At 66.6% G+C, this 22,552-nt stretch carries 25 protein-coding genes and 1 other RNA gene; 17 read left to right on the top strand and 9 right to left on the bottom strand.

The genetic code is table 11. The annotated features are described in order from the left end of the window. Positions 1-204: 204 nt before the first annotated feature. The 5 genes from AC1DZY_RS12930 (at position 205) to AC1DZY_RS12910 (ending at position 3,958) form a co-directional block, all read left to right on the top strand. Entirely contained in the window at positions 205-1,485 is a 1,281-nt protein-coding gene (locus AC1DZY_RS12930) for a phosphopantothenoylcysteine decarboxylase domain-containing protein (RefSeq protein WP_476820512.1), read from the top strand. Between the two features lie 4 nt (positions 1,486-1,489). Continuing rightward, positions 1,490-1,975, top strand: coding sequence for a dUTP diphosphatase (dut, locus tag AC1DZY_RS12925; protein WP_476820511.1), 486 nt, complete (start codon positions 1,490-1,492; stop codon positions 1,973-1,975). Continuing rightward, a complete protein-coding gene (locus AC1DZY_RS12920; RefSeq protein WP_476820510.1) occupies positions 1,972-2,424 on the top strand; it encodes an RrF2 family transcriptional regulator in 453 nt (150 codons plus the stop codon). The genes dut and AC1DZY_RS12920 overlap by 4 nt, the downstream gene beginning before the upstream one ends. An 86-nt stretch (positions 2,425-2,510) precedes the next feature. Continuing rightward, the gene (gene cysK / locus AC1DZY_RS12915; RefSeq protein ID WP_476820509.1) at positions 2,511-3,497 is read left to right on the top strand and encodes a cysteine synthase A; all 987 of its coding nucleotides are present in this window, start codon (positions 2,511-2,513) and stop codon (positions 3,495-3,497) included. Positions 3,498-3,535: 38 nt separating this feature from the next. Continuing rightward, entirely contained in the window at positions 3,536-3,958 is a 423-nt protein-coding gene (locus tag AC1DZY_RS12910) for a GNAT family N-acetyltransferase (protein ID WP_476820508.1), read from the top strand. Between the two features lie 9 nt (positions 3,959-3,967). Here the strand turns inward: AC1DZY_RS12910 and AC1DZY_RS12905 are convergent, their stop codons facing one another. The 3 genes from AC1DZY_RS12905 to AC1DZY_RS12895 all read right to left on the bottom strand — a co-directional run bounded on the left by AC1DZY_RS12905 (position 3,968) and on the right by AC1DZY_RS12895 (position 7,254). Next, on the bottom strand, positions 3,968-4,840 hold the full coding sequence (locus tag AC1DZY_RS12905) for a VOC family protein (RefSeq protein WP_476820507.1): 873 nt from the start codon (positions 4,838-4,840) through the stop codon (positions 3,968-3,970). A 126-nt stretch (positions 4,841-4,966) separates the two neighbouring features. Further along, entirely contained in the window at positions 4,967-6,202 is a 1,236-nt protein-coding gene (locus AC1DZY_RS12900) for an NAD(P)/FAD-dependent oxidoreductase (protein ID WP_476820506.1), read from the bottom strand. Between the two features lie 2 nt (positions 6,203-6,204). Continuing rightward, entirely contained in the window at positions 6,205-7,254 is a 1,050-nt protein-coding gene (locus AC1DZY_RS12895; RefSeq protein WP_476820505.1) for a YihY/virulence factor BrkB family protein, read from the bottom strand. 232 nt (positions 7,255-7,486) lie between these two features. Here AC1DZY_RS12895 and AC1DZY_RS12890 point away from each other — a divergent pair, with 232 nt between their 5' ends. Next, on the top strand, positions 7,487-8,236 hold the full coding sequence (locus AC1DZY_RS12890; protein ID WP_476820504.1) for an outer membrane protein: 750 nt from the start codon (positions 7,487-7,489) through the stop codon (positions 8,234-8,236). A 71-nt stretch (positions 8,237-8,307) separates the two neighbouring features. On the opposite strand, the gene recR is transcribed toward AC1DZY_RS12890, so the two are convergent. The 4 genes from recR to ffs form a co-directional block, all read right to left on the bottom strand. Next, positions 8,308-8,913, bottom strand: a complete 606-nt coding sequence (gene recR, locus AC1DZY_RS12885; protein ID WP_476820503.1) for a recombination mediator RecR — start codon at positions 8,911-8,913, stop codon at positions 8,308-8,310. 103 nt (positions 8,914-9,016) lie between these two features. Beyond that, positions 9,017-9,337, bottom strand: coding sequence for a YbaB/EbfC family nucleoid-associated protein (locus AC1DZY_RS12880; RefSeq protein ID WP_476820502.1), 321 nt, complete (start codon positions 9,335-9,337; stop codon positions 9,017-9,019). Between the two features lie 73 nt (positions 9,338-9,410). Then, positions 9,411-11,267, bottom strand: a complete 1,857-nt coding sequence (locus tag AC1DZY_RS12875) for a DNA polymerase III subunit gamma/tau (RefSeq protein WP_476820501.1) — start codon at positions 11,265-11,267, stop codon at positions 9,411-9,413. 89 nt (positions 11,268-11,356) lie between these two features. Continuing rightward, an RNA gene (gene ffs / locus AC1DZY_RS12870) (signal recognition particle sRNA small type) lies at positions 11,357-11,453 on the bottom strand. A gap of 239 nt (positions 11,454-11,692) precedes the next feature. Here ffs and rpmH point away from each other — a divergent pair. The 11 genes from rpmH to AC1DZY_RS12815 all read left to right on the top strand — a co-directional run bounded on the left by rpmH (position 11,693) and on the right by AC1DZY_RS12815 (position 19,760). Further along, positions 11,693-11,827, top strand: coding sequence for a 50S ribosomal protein L34 (gene rpmH / locus AC1DZY_RS12865; RefSeq protein WP_054210375.1), 135 nt, complete (start codon positions 11,693-11,695; stop codon positions 11,825-11,827). Positions 11,828-11,880: 53 nt separating this feature from the next. Then, complete coding sequence (gene rnpA, locus AC1DZY_RS12860) at positions 11,881-12,303, top strand: ribonuclease P protein component (protein WP_476820500.1); 423 nt, start codon at positions 11,881-11,883, stop codon at positions 12,301-12,303. A gap of 55 nt (positions 12,304-12,358) precedes the next feature. Then, positions 12,359-14,233, top strand: a complete 1,875-nt coding sequence (gene yidC, locus AC1DZY_RS12855; protein ID WP_476820532.1) for a membrane protein insertase YidC — start codon at positions 12,359-12,361, stop codon at positions 14,231-14,233. Positions 14,234-14,274: 41 nt separating this feature from the next. Beyond that, positions 14,275-14,907 carry a CatB-related O-acetyltransferase gene (locus AC1DZY_RS12850; protein WP_476820499.1) on the top strand — a complete coding sequence of 211 codons (633 nt, stop codon included), beginning with the start codon at positions 14,275-14,277 and terminating at the stop codon, positions 14,905-14,907. Positions 14,908-14,917: 10 nt separating this feature from the next. Continuing rightward, positions 14,918-15,583: a ribosome biogenesis GTP-binding protein YihA/YsxC gene (yihA, locus tag AC1DZY_RS12845; protein WP_476820498.1), complete on the top strand. Its 666-nt coding sequence runs from the start codon at positions 14,918-14,920 to the stop codon at positions 15,581-15,583. Beyond that, positions 15,583-15,951 (top strand): DUF423 domain-containing protein, encoded by a 369-nt coding sequence (locus AC1DZY_RS12840; protein WP_476820497.1) that lies wholly within the window; start codon positions 15,583-15,585, stop codon positions 15,949-15,951. The genes yihA and AC1DZY_RS12840 overlap by 1 nt, the downstream gene beginning before the upstream one ends. Positions 15,952-16,006: 55 nt before the next feature. Further along, on the top strand, positions 16,007-16,279 hold the full coding sequence (locus AC1DZY_RS12835; RefSeq protein ID WP_476820496.1) for a BrnT family toxin: 273 nt from the start codon (positions 16,007-16,009) through the stop codon (positions 16,277-16,279). Continuing rightward, entirely contained in the window at positions 16,239-16,520 is a 282-nt protein-coding gene (locus tag AC1DZY_RS12830; protein WP_476820495.1) for a BrnA antitoxin family protein, read from the top strand. The genes AC1DZY_RS12835 and AC1DZY_RS12830 overlap by 41 nt, the downstream gene beginning before the upstream one ends. A gap of 97 nt (positions 16,521-16,617) precedes the next feature. Further along, entirely contained in the window at positions 16,618-17,514 is an 897-nt protein-coding gene (gene argB, locus AC1DZY_RS12825) for an acetylglutamate kinase (RefSeq protein WP_476820494.1), read from the top strand. A gap of 179 nt (positions 17,515-17,693) precedes the next feature. Further along, positions 17,694-18,422 (top strand): pyrimidine 5'-nucleotidase, encoded by a 729-nt coding sequence (locus AC1DZY_RS12820; RefSeq protein ID WP_476820493.1) that lies wholly within the window; start codon positions 17,694-17,696, stop codon positions 18,420-18,422. A 129-nt stretch (positions 18,423-18,551) separates the two neighbouring features. Further along, complete coding sequence (locus AC1DZY_RS12815) at positions 18,552-19,760, top strand: O-succinylhomoserine sulfhydrylase (protein WP_476820492.1); 1,209 nt, start codon at positions 18,552-18,554, stop codon at positions 19,758-19,760. Between the two features lie 87 nt (positions 19,761-19,847). On the opposite strand, the gene AC1DZY_RS12810 is transcribed toward AC1DZY_RS12815, so the two are convergent. Together AC1DZY_RS12810 and AC1DZY_RS12805 are read right to left on the bottom strand one after the other, a co-directional pair. After that, a complete protein-coding gene (locus tag AC1DZY_RS12810) occupies positions 19,848-20,540 on the bottom strand; it encodes an OmpW/AlkL family protein (protein ID WP_476820491.1) in 693 nt (230 codons plus the stop codon). Positions 20,541-20,638: 98 nt separating this feature from the next. After that, a complete protein-coding gene (locus tag AC1DZY_RS12805) occupies positions 20,639-22,546 on the bottom strand; it encodes a putative bifunctional diguanylate cyclase/phosphodiesterase (RefSeq protein WP_476820490.1) in 1,908 nt (635 codons plus the stop codon). Positions 22,547-22,552 lie beyond the last annotated feature (6 nt).

Genomic DNA, 22,552 nt, shown 5'->3' with positions numbered 1-22,552 from the left:
TGCATCCGCGTTCTGGCCCCGTTCGATGGTCTGCGCCCGCGACAGAGACCTGCGAGCGCCGCGCAGACTAGCCATCGCGGGACGTGACGGTCAATGGTCAAACCATTCGACAATAAGGCTCATGTCGCGGGAATGCCCGGCGCCTCATGACAGCGCCTCCCACCGGATGCTACGACACAGGCATATCCTTGCTGGAGCTTGCCCTTGCCTTCATCCCGCTCCATTCTCCTGATCATCGGCGGCGGCATCGCGGCCTATAAGTGCCTGGAGCTGATCCGGCGGCTGAAGGATCGCGGGATTTCGTCGCGCTGCATCCTGACCAAGGCTGGCGAGGAGTTCGTGACGCCGCTCTCGGTGTCGTCGCTGGCCGGTGAGCGCTGCTTCACCGACCTTTTCTCGCTGACCGACGAAGCCGATATCGGCCATATCGCCTTGTCACGCTCGACCGACCTCGTGGTCGTCGCGCCCGCCACCGCCGACCTGATCGCCAAAATGGCGACGGGGCTCGCCAATGATCTCGCCTCGACCGCCCTGCTCGCCACCGACAAGCGCGTGCTGATCGCGCCCGCGATGAACCCGAGAATGTGGGAGCATCCGGCGACGCGACGCAATGTGACGCAGCTGGACAAGGACGGCGTCCTCTTCGTCGGCCCCAATAGCGGCGCGATGGCCGAGCGCGGCGAGAGCGGCCCCGGCCGCATGGCCGAGCCGATGGAAATCCTCGCCGCGATCGAGCAGGCGCTTGCCGGCGCTGCCACGCCGCAGCCGCGCGCGATCGGCTTTCTCGGCCGCACGCCGGGCGGACCGGCGATCGCGGCAAAGCCGCTTGCGGGCAAACATGTGCTGGTGACCTCGGGGCCCACGCATGAGCCGATCGACCCCGTGCGCTACATCGCCAACCGCTCCTCGGGCAAGCAGGGCCACGCCATCGCGACCGCCGCCGCCGCCGCTGGCGCCAACGTGACGCTGGTCTCCGGCCCGGTCGGCATTCCCGATCCCGCCGGCGTGACCGTGGTCCATGTCGAATCGGCCCGCGAGATGCTGGCTGCTACGCAAGCAGCGCTGCCCGCCGATATCGCGATCTTCGCGGCGGCGGTCGCGGACTGGCGGGTGGCCGACGCCGCGCCCGAGAAAATGAAGAAGGACGGCGGCGCGCTGCCGGCGCTGGCGCTGGTCGAGAACCCTGACATTCTCTCGACCGTCGCCCGTCTGCAAAGCGGCCGGCCGCCGCTCGTCGTCGGCTTCGCGGCGGAGACCGAGAATGTCATCGCCTATGCCCGAGCGAAACTCGCGAAGAAGGGCTGCGACCTGATCGTCGCCAACGATGTCGGCGGCACCGGCGTGATGGGTGGCGATTCCAACACCGTGCATCTGGTCTCCGGCGAAGGCGTCGAGACCTGGCCGACGCTGGCCAAGGACGAGGTCGCGAGCCGCCTGATCGCGCATCTCGCCGGGATCGTCAGCGCAACGAAGACCGGAGCCTAAAACGATGGTCAGGGTCCCGATCCTGCGGGTCGGCCATGGCGGCGACCTGCCCTTGCCCGCCTATGAAAGCACGGGCGCCGCAGGGCTCGATCTTCGCGCAGCGCTCGCTCCGGGGGAAACGCTTGTAGTCGCGCCCGGCGCGCGCGCCGCCGTCCCCACCGGCATCGCCCTGCAGCTACCGTCCGGTTACGAGGCGCAGGTCCGGCCGCGATCGGGGCTTGCGCTCCGGCATGGCGTCACCGTGCTGAACTCACCGGGAACCGTCGACAGCGACTATCGCGGCGAGGTCACCGCGATCCTGATCAACCTCGGCAGCGAGCCTTTCGCGATCGCACGCGGCGACCGCATCGCCCAGATGGTGATCGCGCCGGTGACGCAAGCCGTGCTGGTCCAGACGACGGCGCTGGACGAGACGACGCGTGGCGCAGGCGGCTTCGGCTCGACGGGAATCGCCGACGGCAAGGCTATCGCGACGGGGGAGAGCGAATGATCCTGCTCTCGCGCCGCAGCCAGCTCGCCATCGCGGCGGTGGTCGACATCGCCTTGCATGCCCGGCCCGCCCCGGTGGCCGCAAAGCTGCTGGCGGCGCGCCATGCGCTGCCGCCGCGCCATCTGGAGACGCTGCTGCAGGCGCTGGTCAGGGTCGGCATCCTCAAGGGCGTGCGCGGTCCGCGCGGCGGCTACGAGCTCGCACGCGAACGCCGCCGGATCACCGCCGGCGAGATCGCGCGCGCGGCGATGCAGGATGAAGGCGAGGACGGGTTTGGCCCCTCGCCGCAGTCGCGGCTGATGGACGAGGTCGTCGGCCCGCAGGTCGAGCGCGCCTCGGCCGCCTTCCTGGCCGAGCTCGACGGGATCACCGTGGACGCGCTCTGCCGGCAGGCGCAGGACAAGGCCGTCTTCGGCAAGATCGGGCTCGATGCCGATTTTACAATATAGAATGTGAATTATTCGTTTTTATCGACAGGATCTGTGAATTGCGATAGCCTGCCCCCAGATCAAGAGCACCATCAGGAGGATCCCCCATGGCTGAAGCCGCGCGCAAGCTCCACCCCGCCCCGACCAAGGCTCCGGGCCGTGGCCGGGTCTATGATTCCATCACCGACACGATCGGCGACACGCCGCTGGTGCGCCTGAACCGGCTGCCGGCCGAGCGCGGCGTCGGGGCTACGATCTACGCCAAGCTCGAATTCTTCAATCCGATCTCCAGCGTCAAGGACCGCATCGGCGTCAACATGATCGATGCGCTGGAAGCCTCGGGCAAGCTCAAGCCCGGCGGCACGCTGATCGAACCGACCTCGGGCAATACCGGCATCGCGCTCGCCTTCGTCGCGGCCGCGCGCGGCTACCGCCTGATTCTGGTGATGCCGGAAACGATGTCGCTGGAACGCCGCAAGATGCTGGCGCTGCTCGGCGCGGAACTCGTGCTGACGCCCGGCCCCGGCGGCATGCGCGGCGCCATTGCCAAGGCCGAGGAACTCAACGCCGAGATCGCGGGCTCGATCATTCCCCAGCAGTTCGAGAACCCGCACAACCCCGAAATCCACCGCCAGACCACGGCCGAGGAGATCTGGAACGATACGGCTGGCGGCGTCGACATCTTCATTTCCGGCGTGGGCACCGGCGGCACCATCACCGGCGTCGGCCAGGTGCTGAAGGCGAAGAAGCCGGGCGTGAAGATCATCGCGGTCGAGCCCGAGGATTCGCCGGTGCTGTCTGGCGGCGCGCCCGGCCCGCACAAGATCCAGGGCATCGGGGCCGGCTTCGTGCCGGGCATCCTCGACCGCTCGGTGATCGACGAGGTCATCACCGTCGGCAACCAGACCTCGTTCGAGACCTCGCGCGCGCTGGCGAAGCTCGAGGGCATCCCGGCCGGCATCTCGTCGGGCGCGGCGGTGGCGGCGGCGCTGGAGGTCGGGGCACGGCCTGAAAACGCCGGCAAGACGATCGTCGTGATCATCCCGTCCTTTGCCGAGCGCTACATCTCCAGCGCCCTGTTCGACGGGCTTTGAGCGCAGGCACGCACCAGATCGTCCGGCTAACGGATACGTTGCCGGACGATTTCGAGGCCCTGCGCGAGGAGGCTGCGGCCGAGAACTACGCATTCCTCGACCGGCTGGCTGCCGAGGTCCGCCACGGCGACTATGCGACAGAGGCCGATCTGCCGGTGCTACTGGGAGCGTTCTGCGATGGCGCATTTGCTGCCGTCGGCGGTATCACGCGCGACCCTTACGATCCCGCGCCCGATCTTCTGCGCCTGCGCCATGTCTATGTGCGGCCGGGCTTCCGCGGTCGAGGCCTGGGCGGCGTCATCGCGTCGGCGCTGATCCAGCAGGGTTTTGCACTGGCCCCACGGCTCTCCTTGCGCGCGGCCGATGAGCGCGCCGCCCGCTTCTGGGATCAGCAGGGCTTTGCCCGCGACGACAGCGATGCCATTCGCAGCCATATCGCCCATCGCCAGGGCGGCGCGTGACCCTCGAGTTCAGCGCCGCAGGACGAGCCGGTTGCTCCAGGGGTCGGCGATGGTGGCCGTGCCGCCCTGCTCATGCCCGCCGGCCGCGAGGATACGCTGGCGCATCGTCTCGAACGCAACTGCGTCGCGAGCGACCAGTTCGAAAAAGGCGAGCCCTGCCTCGCCCTCGGCCCGAGGACCGGCGCCCCGGCTGTTCCAGATGTTGGCGGCGATGTGATGGTGATAGCCGCCGCTGGAGAGGAAGCTCGCGCCGGGGTAATGCACCATGACGTCGAAGCCAAGCACGTCGCGATAGAACCCCTCCGCCGCGTTGGTGTCGCCGACGCGCAGATGGATATGGCCCATGCGGGTGCCGGTCGGCATGCCGGCGTACTCGCCCGTCCGCGCCTCGCGCAGGAGAGCATCGAGATCGAGCCGGTCGGTCGCCATCTTGATCGCGCCGTCGCGGCGCGGCCAGTCGGCGCGCGGGCGGTCGCGATAGATCTCGATGCCGTTGCCTTCCGGGTCGGACAGATAGAGCGCCTCGCTGACGAGATGGTCTGAAGCGCCTTCCAGCGGCACGCGCGCCTTGGCGGCATGGGCGACCCAGTCGGCCAGCGCCGCGCGCGCGGGCAGCAGGATGGCGAGATGGAACAGGCCGGCCGCCGAGGTCGGACGCGCCGCCCCTTCTTCCAGCCGCACCAGAACCTCGCCATCGACGCCGAGCGTCGCGAAACCCTCGCCCTGCTCGATGAGGGCGAGCCCGATCGCATCGCGATAAAACGCCGTCAACCCGGCGAGATCGCGCACCCGCAGCGCGACCGCGCCGATATGCCAGGGCGCGTCATGAGCTTCGAGCGTCACTGGGGAAACGGGTCTGGTCTGCGTTTCGACCGCGAGCATGGCAGCCTCCAAAAGGGATGCGGCCCCGAGGCCGCCTGCGATCAGAGATGGCGATACGGGGCGGCTTTGTCGCCCCTTTTGACGGCAAATCCTGCATTGCAGCGGCGCAATCCCGCTGGCCTGACGTCATGTGGGGTCCGGACGGTCGATCGCGAAGTTGCCAAACCACGGCGCTTCGGTCCCGCCGATCAGGGCGGCGATCATGCGCGAGGCGAGGAAGCTGAAGGTGATGCCGTTGCCGCCATAGCCATAGGCCGCGAGCATGCGCGGCTGGCCGGGCACCCGCCCGATCAGCGGCAGCCCGTCCAAAGTCTGGCCGAAAGCCCCTGACCAGGCGTGGCCGAGCGAAAGCTCGGCGCGCGGCAGAAGCGCTTTCAGCTTCCCGAGCAGGGCTTGCGTCTTCTCTGGCCCGAGCTGCTCGCGGCGCTCGGGATCGTCGCTATCCTCGTCCTCGCCACCGAAGACGATCCGGCCATCGGTCGTGGTGCGGCAGTAGACGTAGTCTTCCGACGCTTCCCAGACGAGAGCGGGGCCGGGCCAGAGATTTTGCGGCTGCTGCGGCAGGGTCGCGATCGCCCAGGACGAGGCGACGCGATGCAGGTCGCTTTTGACGAAATCCGGCATGACATAGCCCGTCGCCAGCACGACATGACTCGCCTCGATGGTGCGGCCTCCTGCGAGCCCGATCGTCGCAGCGTTGAGCGTACCGTCGAAAGAGACCGCTTCGTCGCGGATCAGCCGCGCCCCCCGCGCGGCCGCTGTCGCCAGCAAAGCGTGGCAGAGACTCAAGGGATCGGCCTGCGCCGAAGCCGGCGAGATGATCGCGGCCGCGCGGTCGAAGCCATAGGCGCCGAGCAGCGTCGCATGGTCGAGCAGGGCGCCGGGCAGGCCAGCGCGCTGGCGCATCTCATGTTCGTCGCGCAGTTCGCGCGGGCCGATATCGCCGGCCGCGAGATAGACCGTGTCGCGCGCAACACAGCCGCAGTCGATGCCGAGCCGAGCCACCAGTTCGCCAAGGCCGGAAACGGCGCGAAAGCTGCGGCGGTAGACATCGGCCGCTCGTTCGAAGCCGTAGAGCGCCGTCAGTTCGCGCAAGGGAAGATCGATCTCCCATTGCAGCATCGCGGTTGACGCGGCCGTGCTGCCGAAACCCTCGCGCTCGCGATCGACCAGAACGACCGTATGGCCGAAAGCGGTGAGGTGCTCGGCGAGCAGCGCCCCGGTGATGCCGCCGCCGACGATGGCGACATCGCAGCGGATATCGGTCTCCAGCATTTCGCTCGGCGGTCGCCACGGACCGCGCAGCCAGGGCCCGCGGCCGCTGCGCAGATCGTCCTGCCGCGTCGTTTGTGCGTCGAGCATCGTCAATCCGCCTGCGGCTCGCCGACCGTGTCGGCCATGGTCGCGCCGCGCAGCCCGAGCGGCTTTGGGCGGCCGATCGTGGTGTCGCGCGCGGTCTGGTGCTCCAGCTCCGCATTGAGTTCGCCGCCGGCGAGCACGATCGTGGCCGAGAGCCAGAGCCAGGTCATGAAGACGACAACGGTCGAGAGCGAGCCATAGGCCGCCGTGTAATTGCCGAGCGTGCCCACATATAAGGAGAAGGCCCAGGAGGCCGCCGCCCAGAGCAGGGCTGCGGCGACCGCGCCGGGCATGACCCAGATGAAGCGTGGCGGATGGCGGCTTGGGCCGATCCAGTACAGGCAGGCGATCGCCGTCGCCGCCACGATGAAGAAGACCGGCCAGCGCGCCAGCCTGACCAGACGCTCGAGCTCATGGGCGAACGGAAACCAGGCCGTGATCACCGGCAGGATCGCGATCACGATCAGGGCCAGCGCCAACATGACCACGCCGCTGATCGTGGTCATCAGCGAGACGGCGTTGAGCCTGATGAAGCTGCGCTTCTCACGCTCGCGATAGATGATGTTGAGGGCGTCGAAGATCGCCTTCACCGCGGCATTCGCGCTCCAGGCGGCGACGAGAAAGCTGACCAGGAAGGTCAGCGACAGGGTCGAGGCGTCCTGCGTCGCGAGGCGGATCGCCTGTTCGCGGATCAGGTCGCGGGCCGCGTCGGGGAAGACGATGGTCAGGCTGTCGAGCTGTGCCGCGATCGTCAACGGATCGGTGAAATAGCGATAGATCGTGACGAAGAGCGACAACGCCGGCACGAGCGAAAGCAAGGTGAAGAAGGCGACCGCACCAGCCAGCGACATCAGCCTGTTGTCGCTGATATTGCCGACGAAACGCAGCAGCACGTCCTTCCAGCCAAGCCAGGTCATGTCGAGTGGCGAGGCCGCCGCCCGTCCGCGCGCCGCAGCACGAACCGGCCGAAGCACGCGCCGCGACACCGCCTCATAGACATAGCCAAAGGCCAGCGCCGCGCCGGCCGCTCCCGCGATCCGTTTCAGGAATGCCATCGAATTGTCGTCCCCGCCGCCGGATCGACCGCCTGCCCGAAACCTCGGATCGCCGAAATTGTTCCGTCAGGCCGACGACTTAGCTGTTTGTTAACCTTAACGCTTTCATATGCTTGTCAGACCGGCGCGCGTGACGGGCGCGTTGGAAGGGCTCGGACGGCCGGTTAGGGCTTTGCCTGATGGCGCGGCGCCGGACTTGAGCCTCCGATCATGTCTGAGAGTAGAGATGGTGATGAAAACACATCTGAAAGCTGCGCTGGCAAGCCTCCTGATGGTGAGCAGCGCGATCCTCACCGGCGGGACGGCTGGCGCCGCCGATCTGCCCTCCTCGAAATACCTGCCGCGCGCTCCCTCGCTGCCGGCTTTCTACAACTGGACCGGCGTCTATGTCGGCGGCCAGATCGGCTATTCCTGGGGCAAGGACAGCACCAAGGAGCTTCTGAGCAACGGACGCGTGTTCATCAACGAGTTCGAATACCATCCGGATTCGGCGATCGGCGGCGTCCATGCCGGTTTCAACTACCAGATCGGCTCGATCGTGCTCGGCGTCGAAGGCGATATCGAAGCCACGAATGCCCGCAGCGGCTTCCAGGATCCCGCGCTCGTCCGCAGCCCGTTCGATCCCGGCGGCCTCGTTCGCGTGCAACAGGACTGGCAGGCCTCGGTGCGCGCCCGAATCGGCTACGCTTTCGACCGCTTCATGATCTACGGCACCGCCGGCGTCGCCTTCACCGATTTCGACTATTCCTATTTCAACCCGCTCGCGGGCTTCGGCGAGGCCGGATCGTTCTCGAAGACCGGCTGGACCGCCGGCGGCGGCGTCAACTACGCCATAACCAACAACCTGATCCTGGGCCTCGACTACCGCTACACGGATTACGGCAAGTTCGACTACGTCGCCAGAAGCGCCTTCCTGGGCCTGACCGCCGAGCAGAACCCGACTGCGCATGCGGTCCGGGCGAGCGTCGCCTACAAGTTCTGATCGATCCGACGATGCCTCATCTCGACGCCGCGCCCCGCAAGGGCGCGGCGTTTTTGTTTCGGAAACGCTTGTCAAAAGCCGGTGCGCTGGCGGATGGCGGCGGCGAGCGTGCCGTCGTCGAGATAGTCGAGCTCGCCGCCGACCGGCACGCCATGGGCGAGCCTCGTGACCTTCAGCGGCAGATGCGCCAGCAGGTCGGTGACGAAATGGGCCGTGGTCTGGCCATCGACCGTCGCGCTCAGCGCCAGGATGACCTCCCTGACCGCAGGGGCGGACGCACGCGCCACCAGCGCATCCAGCGAGAGATGCTCGGGCCTGACGCCATCGAGCGCCGACAGAATGCCGCCGAGTACGTGATAGCGGCCAGCGACCGCGCCCGAACGCTCCAGCGCCCAGAGATCGCCGATATCGGCGACGACCACGATCAGCCCGTCGTCGCGGCGCTGGTCGCGGCAGAGCGAACAGGGATCGCTGGTGTCGACATTGCCGCAGGTCGAGCAGACCACGATGTTGTCGCGCGCCACGGCCATGGCCTCGCTGAGCGGGCCGAGCAGCTGCTCGCGCTTCTTGACGAGGTGCAGCGCCGCCCGCCGGGCCGAGCGCGGCCCGAGCCCCGGCAATTTGGCCAGGAGCTGGATCAGGCGCTCGATCTCGGGGCCGGCGATGGCGCGGGACATGGGCTTACTCGCGTCATGGTCGGGCCTGACCCGACCATCTCCTGCAGAAAAGGACTCTGGATTCAGAGATGCCCGGGGCAAGCCCGGGCATGACGGCGGCCGTTCAAAACAGCTTCATGCCGGGCGGGATCGGCAGGCCCTTGGTGATCTCGGCCATGCGCTCCTGCATGACGCGCTCGGAGCGGTTGCGCGCATCCGTGCAGGCGGCGACGATCAGGTCCTCGATGATTTCCCGTTCGTCGGCCAGCATCAGCGCAGGATCGATGCTGACGGTCTTGACCGCGCCCTTGGCGGTCATCGTGATCTTGACCATACCACCGCCGGCCGCGCCCTCGACCTCGATGGTGTCGAGCTCGGCCTGAACATTGGCCATCTTCTGCTGCATTTCCTGCGCCTGCTTCATCAGGCCCATCATGTCGCGCATATCGTCGCTCCCGTGAGAATTCCCTGCCCCATGATGTCGTCCGAAAACCGGTCTCCGCTTTGCGACACCATGGTCAGAAATCGATGCTGTCGAAGTCCGGCTCGCTGTCGTCGAAGAGCGGCTCGGCCTCGGGCAGGTAGTCGTTCTCCTCGCCGGCCGAAGCAGGAGGCGTCTCAGCCTCCGCCGCGCGCGGATCGCGGACATCGACGATGCGCGCGCCGGGAAAGCGCTCCAATACCGCCCTGACCGCCGGATGCGAGGCGGCGTCGCTCTCGCGCCGGTCCTTTTGCGCCTCGACCTGCTCGCGCAGGGTCGCGCCGCCCTCGGCCGTGACGACCGCGACCATCCAGGTCTGGCCGGTCCAGTCCTTCAGCTTGCGCGACAGATCGGTCGCCAACGTGCGCGACGCGCCGGAATTGAGCGAGAACTCGATGCGGCCGGGCTCGAAGCGCACCGGACGGACATCGCGTTCGAGCGCGATCTTGAGGGTGATATCGCGGTGCTGCGAGGCGAGCGCGACGACATCCTCCAGCGAGGCGAGCAGAACCTGCGGCAGAGCGGCGCGCGGGGCCGCTACAGGCACAGGCATCGGGTTGGCGCTGGCAAGAACCGGCCGCGCGGCCAGCGCCGTGGCGCCGCCGCCGGAAGGCGGACGCGGGGACGGCGACGCGCCATTCCCACCGGAATAAGCGCCCGAGCCGTCGCGCAGCTGCTTCAGGGCTTCGTCGGGCGTCGGCAGGTCGGCTGCGTGAGCGAGCCGGACCAGCACCATCTCGGCCGCCATCACCGGCCTGTCGGCCTGCCTGACCTCGGCGATACCCTTCAGCAGCAGTTGCCAGGCGCGGGCGAGCACCCGGATCGACAGTCTCCCGGCGAAATCGCCGCCGCGCAGGCGCTCGGCCTGGCTCAGCGCATTGTCCTTGACCGCGTCGGGCACCAGCTTGAGGCGCGTCACCAGATGGGTGAACTCCGCAAGATCGGCCAGCACCACCGCAGGGTCGGCGCCGGCATCGTACTGCGCGCGCAATTCGCCGAGCGCCGACGCGATGTCGCCTTTCAGCACCGCCTCGAAAAGGTCGATGATGCGGGCGCGGTCGGCCAGCCCGAGCATGGAGCGGACATCGTCGAGCCCGATCGCGCCCGCCGCATGGGCGATCGCCTGATCGAGGATCGAGAGCGAATCGCGCACCGAGCCTTCGGCCGCACGGGCGATGGCGGCAAGAGCCTCAGCCTCGGCCTCGACGCCCTCCGTCCGGCAGATGCCGGCGAGATGGCTGACCAGCAGATCGGCCTCGACGCGGCGCAGATCGAAGCGCTGGCAGCGCGACAGCACCGTGACCGGCACCTTGCGGATCTCGGTCGTCGCGAAGATGAATTTCGCGTGGGGCGGCGGCTCTTCCAAGGTCTTCAGCAGCGCGTTGAAGGCCGGCGTCGACATCATGTGGACTTCGTCGATGATGTAGACCTTGTAGCGCGCCGAGACCGGCGCATAGCGCACCGCGTCGTTGATCTGGCGGACATTGTCGACGCCGTTGTTGGAGGCGGCGTCGATCTCCATCACGTCGATGTGCCGGCCCTCGATGATCTCCTTGCAGTGGACGCCGAAGCTCGCGAGATCGGTGGTCGGCGCCCCGCCGCCATCGGCCGTCTGGAAGTTCAGCGCGCGCGCCAGAATGCGGGCGGTGGTGGTCTTGCCGACGCCGCGCACGCCCGTCAGCATCCAGGCTTGGGGAATACGACCGGCGGCGAAGGCGTTGGTCAGAGTGCGCACCATCGCATCCTGGCCGATCAGATCACCGAAATGGGCCGGACGGTATTTCCGCGCGAGCACGCGATAGGGCGTCGACGCCGGAGCAGGCGGCGCGGCTGGCGCGAAACCGGGAAAGCCCGGCTCGTCCGCCGGGGGGCCTGAAGGGCTATCGTCGATCATAGGTCTGGTTTGGCGGTTCGATGCGCGGGGGTCAACGCCCGTTTGCCCGCAGATGCCTGAGCGCCGCGACAGCGCCCGGCAGGAGCCAAGGTGGGAGGCTGGACGAAGACCCGTTCGGTCTCGTTAGGGCTGCTTCCTTCCGGACCTGACCCGGTTGGCGAGTGAGACGTCCCTCGCCAACCTCCCGGGCGCTATATCGGGGATGTCGCGCCCAAGCGCAAGCGGGCTGATTTCGCCGCGCGGCATCGTCGCAGGGCGGCCCGGCAGCGACTTGCGGCATTGACTTGGACCGTGCCTTCCGCCATAAGCCCGCCACTTGCGCAGCCTCACCGGCGGCGCAGACCTTTTGCATGACAGGCTCGGATGGCCACGCTTTCCCCAGGAAGCTTGAGACCGCCGCGCCGACAAGGCCCCGGAGACGGATCGTGAAAAGAACCTATCAACCCAGCAAGCTGGTCCGCAAGCGCCGCCACGGCTACCGCGCCCGCATGGCGACCACTGGCGGCCGCAAGGTGATCGCCGCCCGCCGGGCGCATGGCCGCAAGAAGCTTTCGGCCTGAACTGACGGCGCGTGAGCCTCGCGCGCCTCGTCCGTGAAGACTGGCCAATCGCCATGCGCCTCGCCCGTCTGACACAACGCAAGCAGTTTCTGGCGGCGGCCGAGCACGGCCGCCGTTTTCGTTCGTCCGCCTTCACAGTGCAGGTTCTCGACACAGCCCCGCGCGATGCGGGCTCCGAAGAGACTGCCTTGCGGCTGGGGCTGACCGCCTCGAAAAAAACCGGCAACGCCGTCAAGCGCAACCGCATCCGCCGCCGCCTGCGCGTCGCCGCCGGGATCGCACTGGCGGGCCAGGCCGAGCGGGCATGCGACGTCGTGATCGTGGCGCGCGCCGAGGTGCTGGGCGCCGGGTTCGAGACGCTGGTCGGCGAGCTTTCGGTGGCGCTCGACCGCGCCAGACCCGCCCGCCCGGGACGCGGCCGCAATTCCGACAAGCGCCGCCCGTCCGATGTCGCCAGCGCGCCGACGACACCTTAAAGCCCTTGAGCATCAGCCTGCCTGCGGGCGCCAGCGAGATCTGTTTTAGACCATGATGAAAGAAGACAATCGCAACCTGCTTCTGGCGATCACGCTCTCCGTGGTCGTGCTGCTCGGCTGGCAGTTCTTCTACGGCGTGCCGCAGATGGAGAAGCAAAAGCAGATCACGCAGCAGAACCAGCAGGCGCAGAGCCAGACAGCGCCCGCGGGCACGACAGCCGTGCCGGGACCCTCGCCCGTCCCCGGCCAGACTGCAACCGGAACCGCTCCCGGGGCCGCGCCCGCGAGCGTCGCCGTCGAGACCCGCGACCAGGCGCTCGCCCGCAATCCGCGCGTCCGGATCGACACGCCCAAGATCGGCGGCTCGATCTCGCTTGTCGGCGCGCGCATCGACGACGTCTCGCTCAAGGCCTATCGCGAGACGGTCGATCCCAACAGCGCCAACATCATCCTGCTGTCGCCGCTCGGCGGTCCCCACCCCTATTATTCCGATTTCGGCTGGGTCGCCGCGCCCGGCACCACCGTGCCGCTGCCCGGCGCGACCACGGTCTGGACGCCCGACGCGCAGGTGCTCAAGCCCGGCACGCCGCTCAATCTGAGCTGGGACAACGGCCAGGGCCTGCTGTTCAAGCGCGCCATCACTGTCGACGACAATGCGATGTTCACGATCCGCGACGAGGTCGAGAACAAGGGCGCGACGCCCGCGACGCTGTTCCCCTATGGCCAGGTCGTGCGCCAGGGCAAGCCGGCGACGCTGGGCTACTACGTCCTGCATGAGGGCATGATCGGCAATCTCGGCGAGCAGGGCCTGCAGGAATACACCTACGACAAGATCGACAAGGAGCCGCTGCTCTCGCCCGGCACCAACGGCAAGGTCTGGAAGGACAGCGTCGGCGGCTTCGTCGGCATCACCGACAAATACTGGGCGGCGGCCGTGGCGCCCGACCAGGCGCGCAAATATGAAGGCCGCTATTCCTCGGTCCAGACCGGCTCCCTGCGGACCTATCAGGCCGACTTCCTCGGCGAGGCCGTAACCGTCGCGCCCGGCGCGAGTTCGGCGACGCAGGCCCGGCTGTTCGCCGGCGCCAAGGAGGTCGCGGCGATCGACGGCTACGAGAAGAACCTCGGCATCAAGCGCTTCGAGCTGATGATCGACTGGGGGTGGTTCTACTTCATCACCAAGCCGATGTTTTACGTGATGGACTGGATCTACAAGCATGTCGGCAATTTCGGCATCGCGATCCTGATCGTCACGCTGCTGCTGAAGGGGCTGTTCTTCCCGCTCGCCTCGAAATCCTACGCCTCGATGGCGAAGATGAAGGCCGTCCAACCCGAGATGGTGGCGATCCGCGAGCGCTTCGCTGATGACAAGATGAAGCAGCAGCAGGCGCTGATGGAGCTCTACAAGACGCAGAAGATCAATCCGGTCGCAGGCTGCTGGCCGGTGCTGCTGCAGATCCCGGTGTTCTTCGCGCTCTACAAAATCCTGTTCATCACCATCGAGATGCGGCATGCGCCGTTCTTCGGCTGGATTCACGATCTCGCCGCGCCCGACCCGACCAACGTCTTCTTCTTCCTGCCGGCCTTCGCGACCGCCTTCCTGCATATCGGTATCTGGCCGATCATCATGGGCATCACGATGTTCATCCAGATGAAGATGAACCCGGAGCCGCCCGACCCGGTGCAGAAGATGATGTTCACCTGGATGCCGGTGTTCTTCACCTTCCTGCTCGGCTCGTTCCCGGCCGGCCTGGTGATCTACTGGAGCTGGAACAACCTGCTCTCGGTGACCCAGCAGGGCTACATCATGAAAAAGCACGGCGCCAAGATCGAGCTGTTCGACAACATCAAGGGCCTGTTCAAGAAGAAGCCGGCCGAGACGGCGGCGGTGGCCGCGCCGGCAAAGCCCGCCAACAGCAACAAGAAGTGAGCGACGAAAGGCGGGGGAAACCCGCCTTTCGCATTTTCGGCATGCCCCTTCCCGATCCCCTGACGCGCCACCCGATTCCCGGCTGGAAGGGCACGGCCTTCCTGAAGGCGATCGTCGACCATCCGCGGATCGAGGTCGGCGATTACAGCTATTATGACGATTCGCGCGGGCCCGAGCATTTCGTCGCGCGCTGCGTGCGCTATCATTTCGACTTCATCGGCGACCGGCTGGTCATCGGCAAATTCGTCGCGATCGCCCAGGGCGCGCAGTTCATCATGAACGGCGCGAACCACCCGATGGGTGGCTTTTCGACCTATCCCTTCGGCATGTTCGGCCTTGAAGGCGCGCCCGACTACAAGACCGGCGATACCGGCCATCGCGGCGACACCATGATCGGAAACGATGTCTGGATCGGCCGCGAAGCCGTGATCATGCCCGGCGTACGCGTAGGCGACGGTGCGATCATCGGGACGCGGGCGCAGGTTGCGCGCGACGTGCCACCCTATGCCGTCGTGGTCGGCAATCCCGGCCGCGTGGTCAGGACGCGGTTTGCGCCGGAGATCGTGGCGGGCCTGCTCGATATCCGCTGGTGGGACTGGGAGCCGGAGAAGATCGCGCGCAATATCGCGGTGATCGCCGCGGCCGACATCGACGCGCTGCGCGCCTGCGTGTAGGCAAAGGCGCATGACAACCAGCACGACCACACCCTTCAGCGCAGACGAGATCGAAGCCGCCCGCAAGCTGTTCGAGGGGCCCTGGGATTTCACCTGGGCCTCGACCCATGTCGACGACCTGCCGCCCATGATCGGCCATGAAATCGCTTTTGCCGGCCGCTCCAATGTCGGCAAGTCGAGCCTGATCAACGCCGTCACCCGCCGCAACGCGCTGGCGCGGACCTCGCACACGCCGGGCCGCACGCAACAGCTCAACTTCTTCCGCCAGGTCGGCGGCGACGAACGCCTGACGATCGTCGACATGCCCGGCTACGGCTATGCCGCGGTCGGACGGGCCAAGGTCGCCTCCTGGACCAACCTGATCCACAATTACCTGCGCGGGCGGCCCAATCTGATGCGGGTCTATCTGCTGATCGATGCGCGACATGGCCTCAAGGACGTCGACACCGCCGTCCTTGAGACGCTGGACAAGGCGGCGATGTCCTACCAGGTCGTGCTGACCAAGGGCGACGCCATCAAGAAAAGCGACCAGCAGTTCATGTGCGAGGCGACCTATGACGAGATCAAGCGCCGCCCGGCGGCGTTTCCGGAAGTGCTGCTGACCTCGAGCGAGACGGGGCTCGGCATTCCGGAGCTGCGCGCGGCGGTCGGGCGTGTGCTGGCGGAGCGGGGCTGATGACCGCCACGAAGATCCATCTCGTTCTTGCTGCCCTGTTCGGGCTCGCAGGCGTCGCGCTGCTGGCTGCTGCCGCGCATCTGCTCAGCGCCGAGACGGCCCAAACTGCCGGCCAGATGCTGCTGTTCCATGCGCCCGTCCTGATCGCGGTCACGGCCGCGCGCCGGGCCGGGCTGATGCTGGACATTCCGGCCAGGCTCGCGGTTTCCGTGCTGGCGCTGGGCGTCGCGCTGTTTTCGGCCGATCTCGCCCGGCGCGGTTTTGGCGGCGCCCGCCTGTTCGAGGGGGCTGCGCCTGCCGGCGGGACGCTGATGCTGGCAGGCTGGCTCGGGCTTGCGCTTTCGGCGTTGTTTGCTAAGCGGACTTGATATAAATTCCGTAATACGGTAATTAGCGGCACACTCGGACTTCCCGTGGACGCCCGTGAAGATAACCTTTCATCAGGCCAAGCGAGACGCGACGCTCGCAGCGCGCGGCCTTGATTTCACTGACGCGGCAACCCTGTTGGCAGGACCGACGCTGACACTGATCGACGACCGGCATAACTATGGCGAGCAGCGCTTTCAGACCTACGGGCTTCTGCATGATCGACTTGTGATCATTGTCTGGACCTCGCGCGAGAGCGCTTGCCACGTCATTTCCATGAGGCACTGCAATGACCGCGAACGGGCGCAATTCCAGCACCAGCTTCGTTGATCCCGACGATGCGCCGGAATGGACGGACGACCAGTTCGCCCGCGCCGAATTGGCGATTGGCGGCAAGGTGATCCGGCCGGCGCGAGGCACGCTGACGCGGCCGCCCGGCCGGCCGAAGCTTGCCGACGCCAAGCAGGTCGTGACGCTGCGCCTGCCGCCGAGCCTGATCGAGCGCTACAAGCGCGAAGGCGCGGACTGGCGCGCGCGCATGGCGGACGCGATCAAGAAGGCAGCCGGCTGAGCGACGTCGCGGGCCTCGGCACGCTTCCGCACACAACATTTGTCCGCTAGAAGGCCACCCGGCGCGGTCCCGTCGCGCGCCTTGCGGAGCCCGCCTGATGATCAACCCAGCTCTTCTCACGCCCTCGCAGGTCGCGGAACTCCTCATCGTCGCGCTGCCGCATATGCAGCGCTACGATCAGGAGGTGATCGTGATCAAATATGGCGGAAACGCCATGGGCGACGCCTCGACCGCCGAGGATTTCGCCGAGGATATCGTGCTGCTGGAGCAGTCGGGGCTGAAGCCCGTGGTCTGCCATGGCGGCGGGCCGCAGATCGCGCGCATGCTGACCAAGCTCGGCATCAAATCCGAATTCAAGCAGGGCCTGCGCGTCACCGACCAGGCGACCGTCGAGATCGTCGAGATGGTCTTGGCCGGCTCGGTCAACAAGGAAATCGTCGGCTACATCTCGCGCGAGGGCGGCAAGGCGATCGGGCTCTGCGGCAAGGACGGCAACATGGTCACCGCCCGCAAGGTGACGCGCACCATCGTTGACCCCGACTCAAAGATCGAGGAGGTGCTCGATCTCGGCTTCGTCGGCGAGCCCGACAAGGTCGATACCTCCGTGCTCGACGCGGTGCTCAAAGCCGAGCTGATCCCGGTGCTGGCGCCGGTCTGCGCGGCCGATGACGGCCAGACCTACAACGTCAATGCCGACACGTTTGCGGGCGCGATCGCGGGTGCGCTCAACGCAAAGCGCCTGCTGCTGCTGACCGACGTGCCTGGCGTGCTCGACAAGGACAAGAACCTGATCCCCGAGCTGACGATCGAGCAGTGCCGCCGGCTGATTGCCGACGGCACGATCTCGGGCGGGATGATCCCGAAGATCGAGACCTGCATCTACGCGCTGGAGAAGGGCGTCGAGGCCGTCGTCATTCTCGACGGCAAGGTGCCCCATGCGGCGCTGATCGAGCTGTTCACCGACACCGGCTCGGGCACGATCATCCGGAGCTGAGCCATTCTCCCGCCAACGCGTTATTCCGGACAAGCCGCATAGCGGCGGCGATCTCGAATCCATCATCGAACGCCGTCACGCCTTACGATAGAGTCGGCCGTCGTCTTGCCTGCCACCCGCTTTAAGCCTTAGCAGAGGACTTGCATGTCAGGCTGGGGGCGCCACATGCCAGAGCTCCGATGAACACGCACGCCGCCATTCTCGCATCCGCTCCGCCGCTCCAGGTCGCGGCCTTCGCGCATGTCGACCAGTGGATCTTCGACCTCGACAACACGCTCTATTCGCATGAGAGCCGGGTCTGGCCACAGGTCAACGAGCGGATCACGCTGTTCCTGCTCCAGCTCTTCGGGCTCGACGGCCTCTCGTCCCACGCGCTGCGGCAGTACTATTACGAGCACTACGGCACGACGCTGAACGGGCTCATGGCGGAGCATCAGGTCGATCCCGACGTCTTCCTCGACTTCGCCCACGACATCGACCTGACCTGGCTCGAGCCCGACCCGGCACTGGGCGACGCGATCGCCGCGCTGCCGGGCCGCAAGCTGATCCTGACCAACGGGTCCGTCGCGCATGCCAGGAATGTCGCCGGAAAGCTCGGCATCCTCGACCATTTCGAGGACATCTTCGACATCGTGGCGGCCGACTTCCTGCCCAAGCCCGAGCGCGCGACCTATGAGAAATTCCTGACCAAGCACGGGCTGGATCCCAACCGCGCCGCGATGTTCGAGGACATCGAGAAGAACCTGATCGCGCCCAATGCGCTGGGCATGAAGACGGTGCTGATCATTCCCCGCACGCCCGACCCCTTTCGCGAGGCCTGGGAACAAGCCGCGATCGAGGCCGGCCATGTCGACTATGTCACAAGCGATCTCGCCGGGTTCCTCGGTCCGCTTGGGCGGGCGGGCTAGCATTGCGCTCAAGACAGCCCGAGGCAGGCAGTGCGCGCCTTGCTGACAGGAAAATCGTTCGTCTTTACGAACGAAACTGAAACTGATATTCCCCGTATCCGTTATAACGAACGATACGGAGTGCCGGTGATGTCAATTTCCAAGGATGGCGCGGCGAGCCTTTCCGCCGCGAGCCTGCACCCCGAGACGCGGCTGGTCCATGCCGGCACGATGCGCTCGCAGTTCGGCGAGACCTCCGAGGCGCTGTTCCTGACGCAGGGCCATGTCTATGACAGCGCCGAGCAGTGCGAGAACCGCTTTCTCAACAAGGATCCGGGCTTCCAGTACGCCCGCTTTTCGAACCCGACCGTGACGATGCTGGAGCAGCGCATGGCCGCCTTCGAGGGCGCGCAGGCCTGTCGCGCCACCGCGACCGGCATGGCCGCCGTCACCGCGGCCGTGATGGGACAGGTCAAGGCCGGCGACCATGTCGTGGCGGCGCAGGCGCTGTTTGGCTCCTGCCGCTACGTGATCGAGGATCACCTGCCGCGCTACGGCGTCGCCTCGACGCTGGTCAACGGGCCCGACATCGACGCCTGGCGCAAGGCGGTCAGGCCCAACACCAAGGTGTTCTTCCTGGAAAGCCCCTCCAACCCCACGCTGGAGGTGATCGACATCGCCGCGGTCGCGGCCGTGGCGAAGGAAGCCGGCGCGACGCTGGTGGTCGACAATGTCTTCGCCACGCCGATGTTCCAGCGGCCGCTGGAGCTCGGCGCCGGCTGCGTGGTCTATTCGGCGACCAAGCATATTGACGGGCAGGGCCGCTGCCTCGGCGGACTGATCGTGGCCTCCGAGGAGTTCATCACCACCCATGTCCAGACCTATCTGCGCCAGACCGGGCCGGCGATGTCGCCGTTCAATGCCTGGGTGATGCTCAAGGCGCTGGAGACGCTACCTTTGCGCGTCCAGCGACAGGCGCAGAGCGCGGCCATCGTCGCCGACTGGCTGGCGGCGCAGGGCACGTTGCCGAAGGTGATCTTCCCCGGCCGCAAGGACCATCCGCAGGCCGCGACGATCGCAAAGCAGATGAGCGGGCCCTCGACACTGATCGCCTTCGAGATCGCTGGGGGCAAGGACGCAGCGTTCCGTATGCTCAACGCCTGCCGCCTGATCAGGATCTCGAACAATCTCGGCGACGCCAAGAGCCTGATCGTGCATCCGGCGACGACGACGCATCAGCGCTTCTCACCCGAGGTACGGGCGTCGATGGGCGTGACCGAGGGAATGATCCGGCTCTCGATCGGGCTGGAGCATCCCGACGACCTGATAGCGGATCTGAAGCAGGCGCTGGCGGCTTAAGGTCCGCGCCGTCAGCCAGATTCGCCCGCGTGACGCAGTGTGCGCCCGGGCAAAGTCATGCCGATCGTTCTGGTGGTCCGGCCGTGCTCAGAAGCGGTAGGTCACGCCGCTGTGCAGCACCAGCGGATCGAGCGTTACAGTCGCCCTGATCGGCGCAGCGCCGAGGTTTCCTTGCGTCTTCGGGCGCAGATAGACCTTCTTCAGGTCGACGAAAACGCCCCAGTTCTTGCTCAGCATGTAGTTGAAGCCGACCTGACCGGTGAAGCCGAGCGTGTGATCGGTCTTCAGATTGGTGACGGCCGCGTCATGGTCCTTGAAGATGATCATGAGGGCCGGACCAACGCCGACATAGGGCTGGAAAGCGCCCAGACCAGTGAAATGATACTGCGCGGTCACAGCCATCGGGCCGCCATCGACCTTGCCGAGCGTTCCCAGACCGGTGATCGAGCCTTTGGCCTCGACCTTCGCCAATGGCGGATAGCCGGCGGCGACGCCGACAGCAAAATTCGGCGAGAAGAAATAGCCGGCCTCAGCCGCGAAGGTCAGCGAATTCGGGACGCGGACATCGGCGCCCGCGATGGGTGCGCCAAAGGCCCGCATCTTGGCGCCTTCGGAGTAGAACAGCCCGGCCGGGCCGGCGTGAATGTAGAAGCGCTGGAACTCCGGCTCCACCGGCGGAGGCGGCGCATAGCCCTTGCGCGAACTGAGATCGGCGGCGCCAGCGCCGACGGTGCCTGCGAGGCCGCAGATAAGTCCCAGTGCAACAGAGCGAAAGCGCATCTTGCCAAATCCGGAGAGACGAGGACCGAATCCAGTCCACGTTCCAAATGTGAAGTATTAACGTTAAAAATTATTTAACCGAGACGGCTTCGCGCGCGTCAAGCGGGCATCGCGGCGCTATCAACAGCAACTTCCGGAAAATCGAGGAAGAGCTGCGGAACGGACGACGCCGGGACCGGCATGCTGAACAGGCGGCCCTGGACTTCGATGCAGCCATTGGCGCTGAGCTGGTCGAACTGCTCCTGCGTCTCGACGCCCTCGGCGGTGATGGTGATGCCGAAGCTGGTACCCAGGCTGGTGATCGCGTTGACGATGGCCCGGCTTTCGATGTCGTTGCCGAGGTCGCGGATGAAGGACTGGTCGATCTTGATCTTGTCGAACGGGAAGCTGCGCAGATAGCTCAGGCTGGAATAGCCGGTGCCGAAATCGTCCATGGCGATGCGGACGCCGAGCGCGCGCAGGCTCTGCAGCGTTTCGATGTTCTGGATCGATTTCTCGAGCATGACCGTTTCGGTGATCTCGAGTTCGAGCCGCTGCGGCGCAAGACCCGATGCCGCGAGCGCGCCGACGACGGCCGGCACGAGGTGGCCGCGCAGAAACTGGATCGGCGAGAGATTGACCGCGATCTTGACGTGCGGCGGCCATTTGACCGCTTCCATGCAGGCCTCGCGCAAGGCCCATTCGCCAAGCGGCACGATCAGGCCGAGATCCTCGGCGACGGGGATGAAGTCAGCCGGAGAAACATAGCCGCGCTCGGGGTGACGCCAGCGCATCAACGCCTCGAACCCGGTGATGCTCTTCGATTTGAGGTCGACCAGCGGCTGGTAGAACATCGCCAGTTCGCCCTCGCTGAGGGCGTTGCGGAGATCGATCTCCAGCATGCGGCGGGCCTGCGCGGTTGCGTCCATCGCCGGATCGTAGAGCTTCCAGTGACCGCGCCCTTCCGTCTTGGCCTGATACATCGCCATGTCGGCGGCCTTGATCAGGTCCTCGGGCGTGGCGCAGTCGGCATCTTCGATGGCGATGCCGATGCTGGCCCCGACATGGACGGGATGACCACCGATCTCGGCCGGCAGGCTCAGCGCCTCGATCAGGCTGGCGGCAAGCTGTACGGGCCCGCCCGCGTCGCCGTCGCACAGCGTCATCAGGGCGAATTCGTCACCGCCAAGCCGCGCGACCCGGTCGGCCGGATTCGACGCCTCGCAAAGCCGTGTCGCGACCAGCCGCAGCAGCGCGTCGCCGATGGCATGGCCGAGACCGTCATTGACGGCCTTGAAGCCGTCGAGATCGATGAACAGGACACAGACCTTGCGGCCGGCGGCGGGTGCGGCGGCGAAGGCCTGGGTCAGGTTTTCGCTGAACATGAGCCGGTTGCCGAGGCCCGTCAGGATGTCGTGGCGGGCGAGATACTGGTTGCGGGCCTCGGATTTCTGACGCTGCGCGATCTCGCTTTCGAGGCGCTGATTGGCGGCGACGAGATTGGCCGTGCGTTCGCTGACGCGCGCCTCGAGCTCCAGATTGACCTGACGCAGACGCTCGGCGCTGAGCTGCGCCTCGTGCTCGGCGCGCTTGCGCTCGATCTGGCTGTTGACCCGCGCCAGCGCCACATTGAAATCGACCGGCTTGGTGACGTAGTCGTTGGCGCCGAGCGCGAGCGCGGCGACCACGTCCTCGCTCTGGCTCTTGGCCGTGACCATGATGACGGGCAGCGCGCTCGCGGAGTGGGTTTCCCGGATCCGGGTAAGCACTTCGAGGCCGTCCATCTCCGGCATCATCACGTCCAGCATGACCGTGTCGAAGCGGCGCGCCGCGATCAGCGCCAGCGCCTCCTTGCCGCCCGAAGCCTCGACGATGTCAAAGCCACGGCGCAGGAAGCGCCGCGCCAGGATGATGCGGTTGTCCTCGACGTCATCGACGATGAGCAGGCTCGGCCGGGCTTCGTCCTCGCCCTGATACATTGGCGTTTCCAGCTCGGCTGCCCGCAATTCGGCTCGTGACATATCCATTTGCGA

Source organism: Allobosea sp. P2_A10, assembly GCF_056405115.1.
This window is presented reverse-complemented; position numbering and strand designations above follow the sequence as displayed.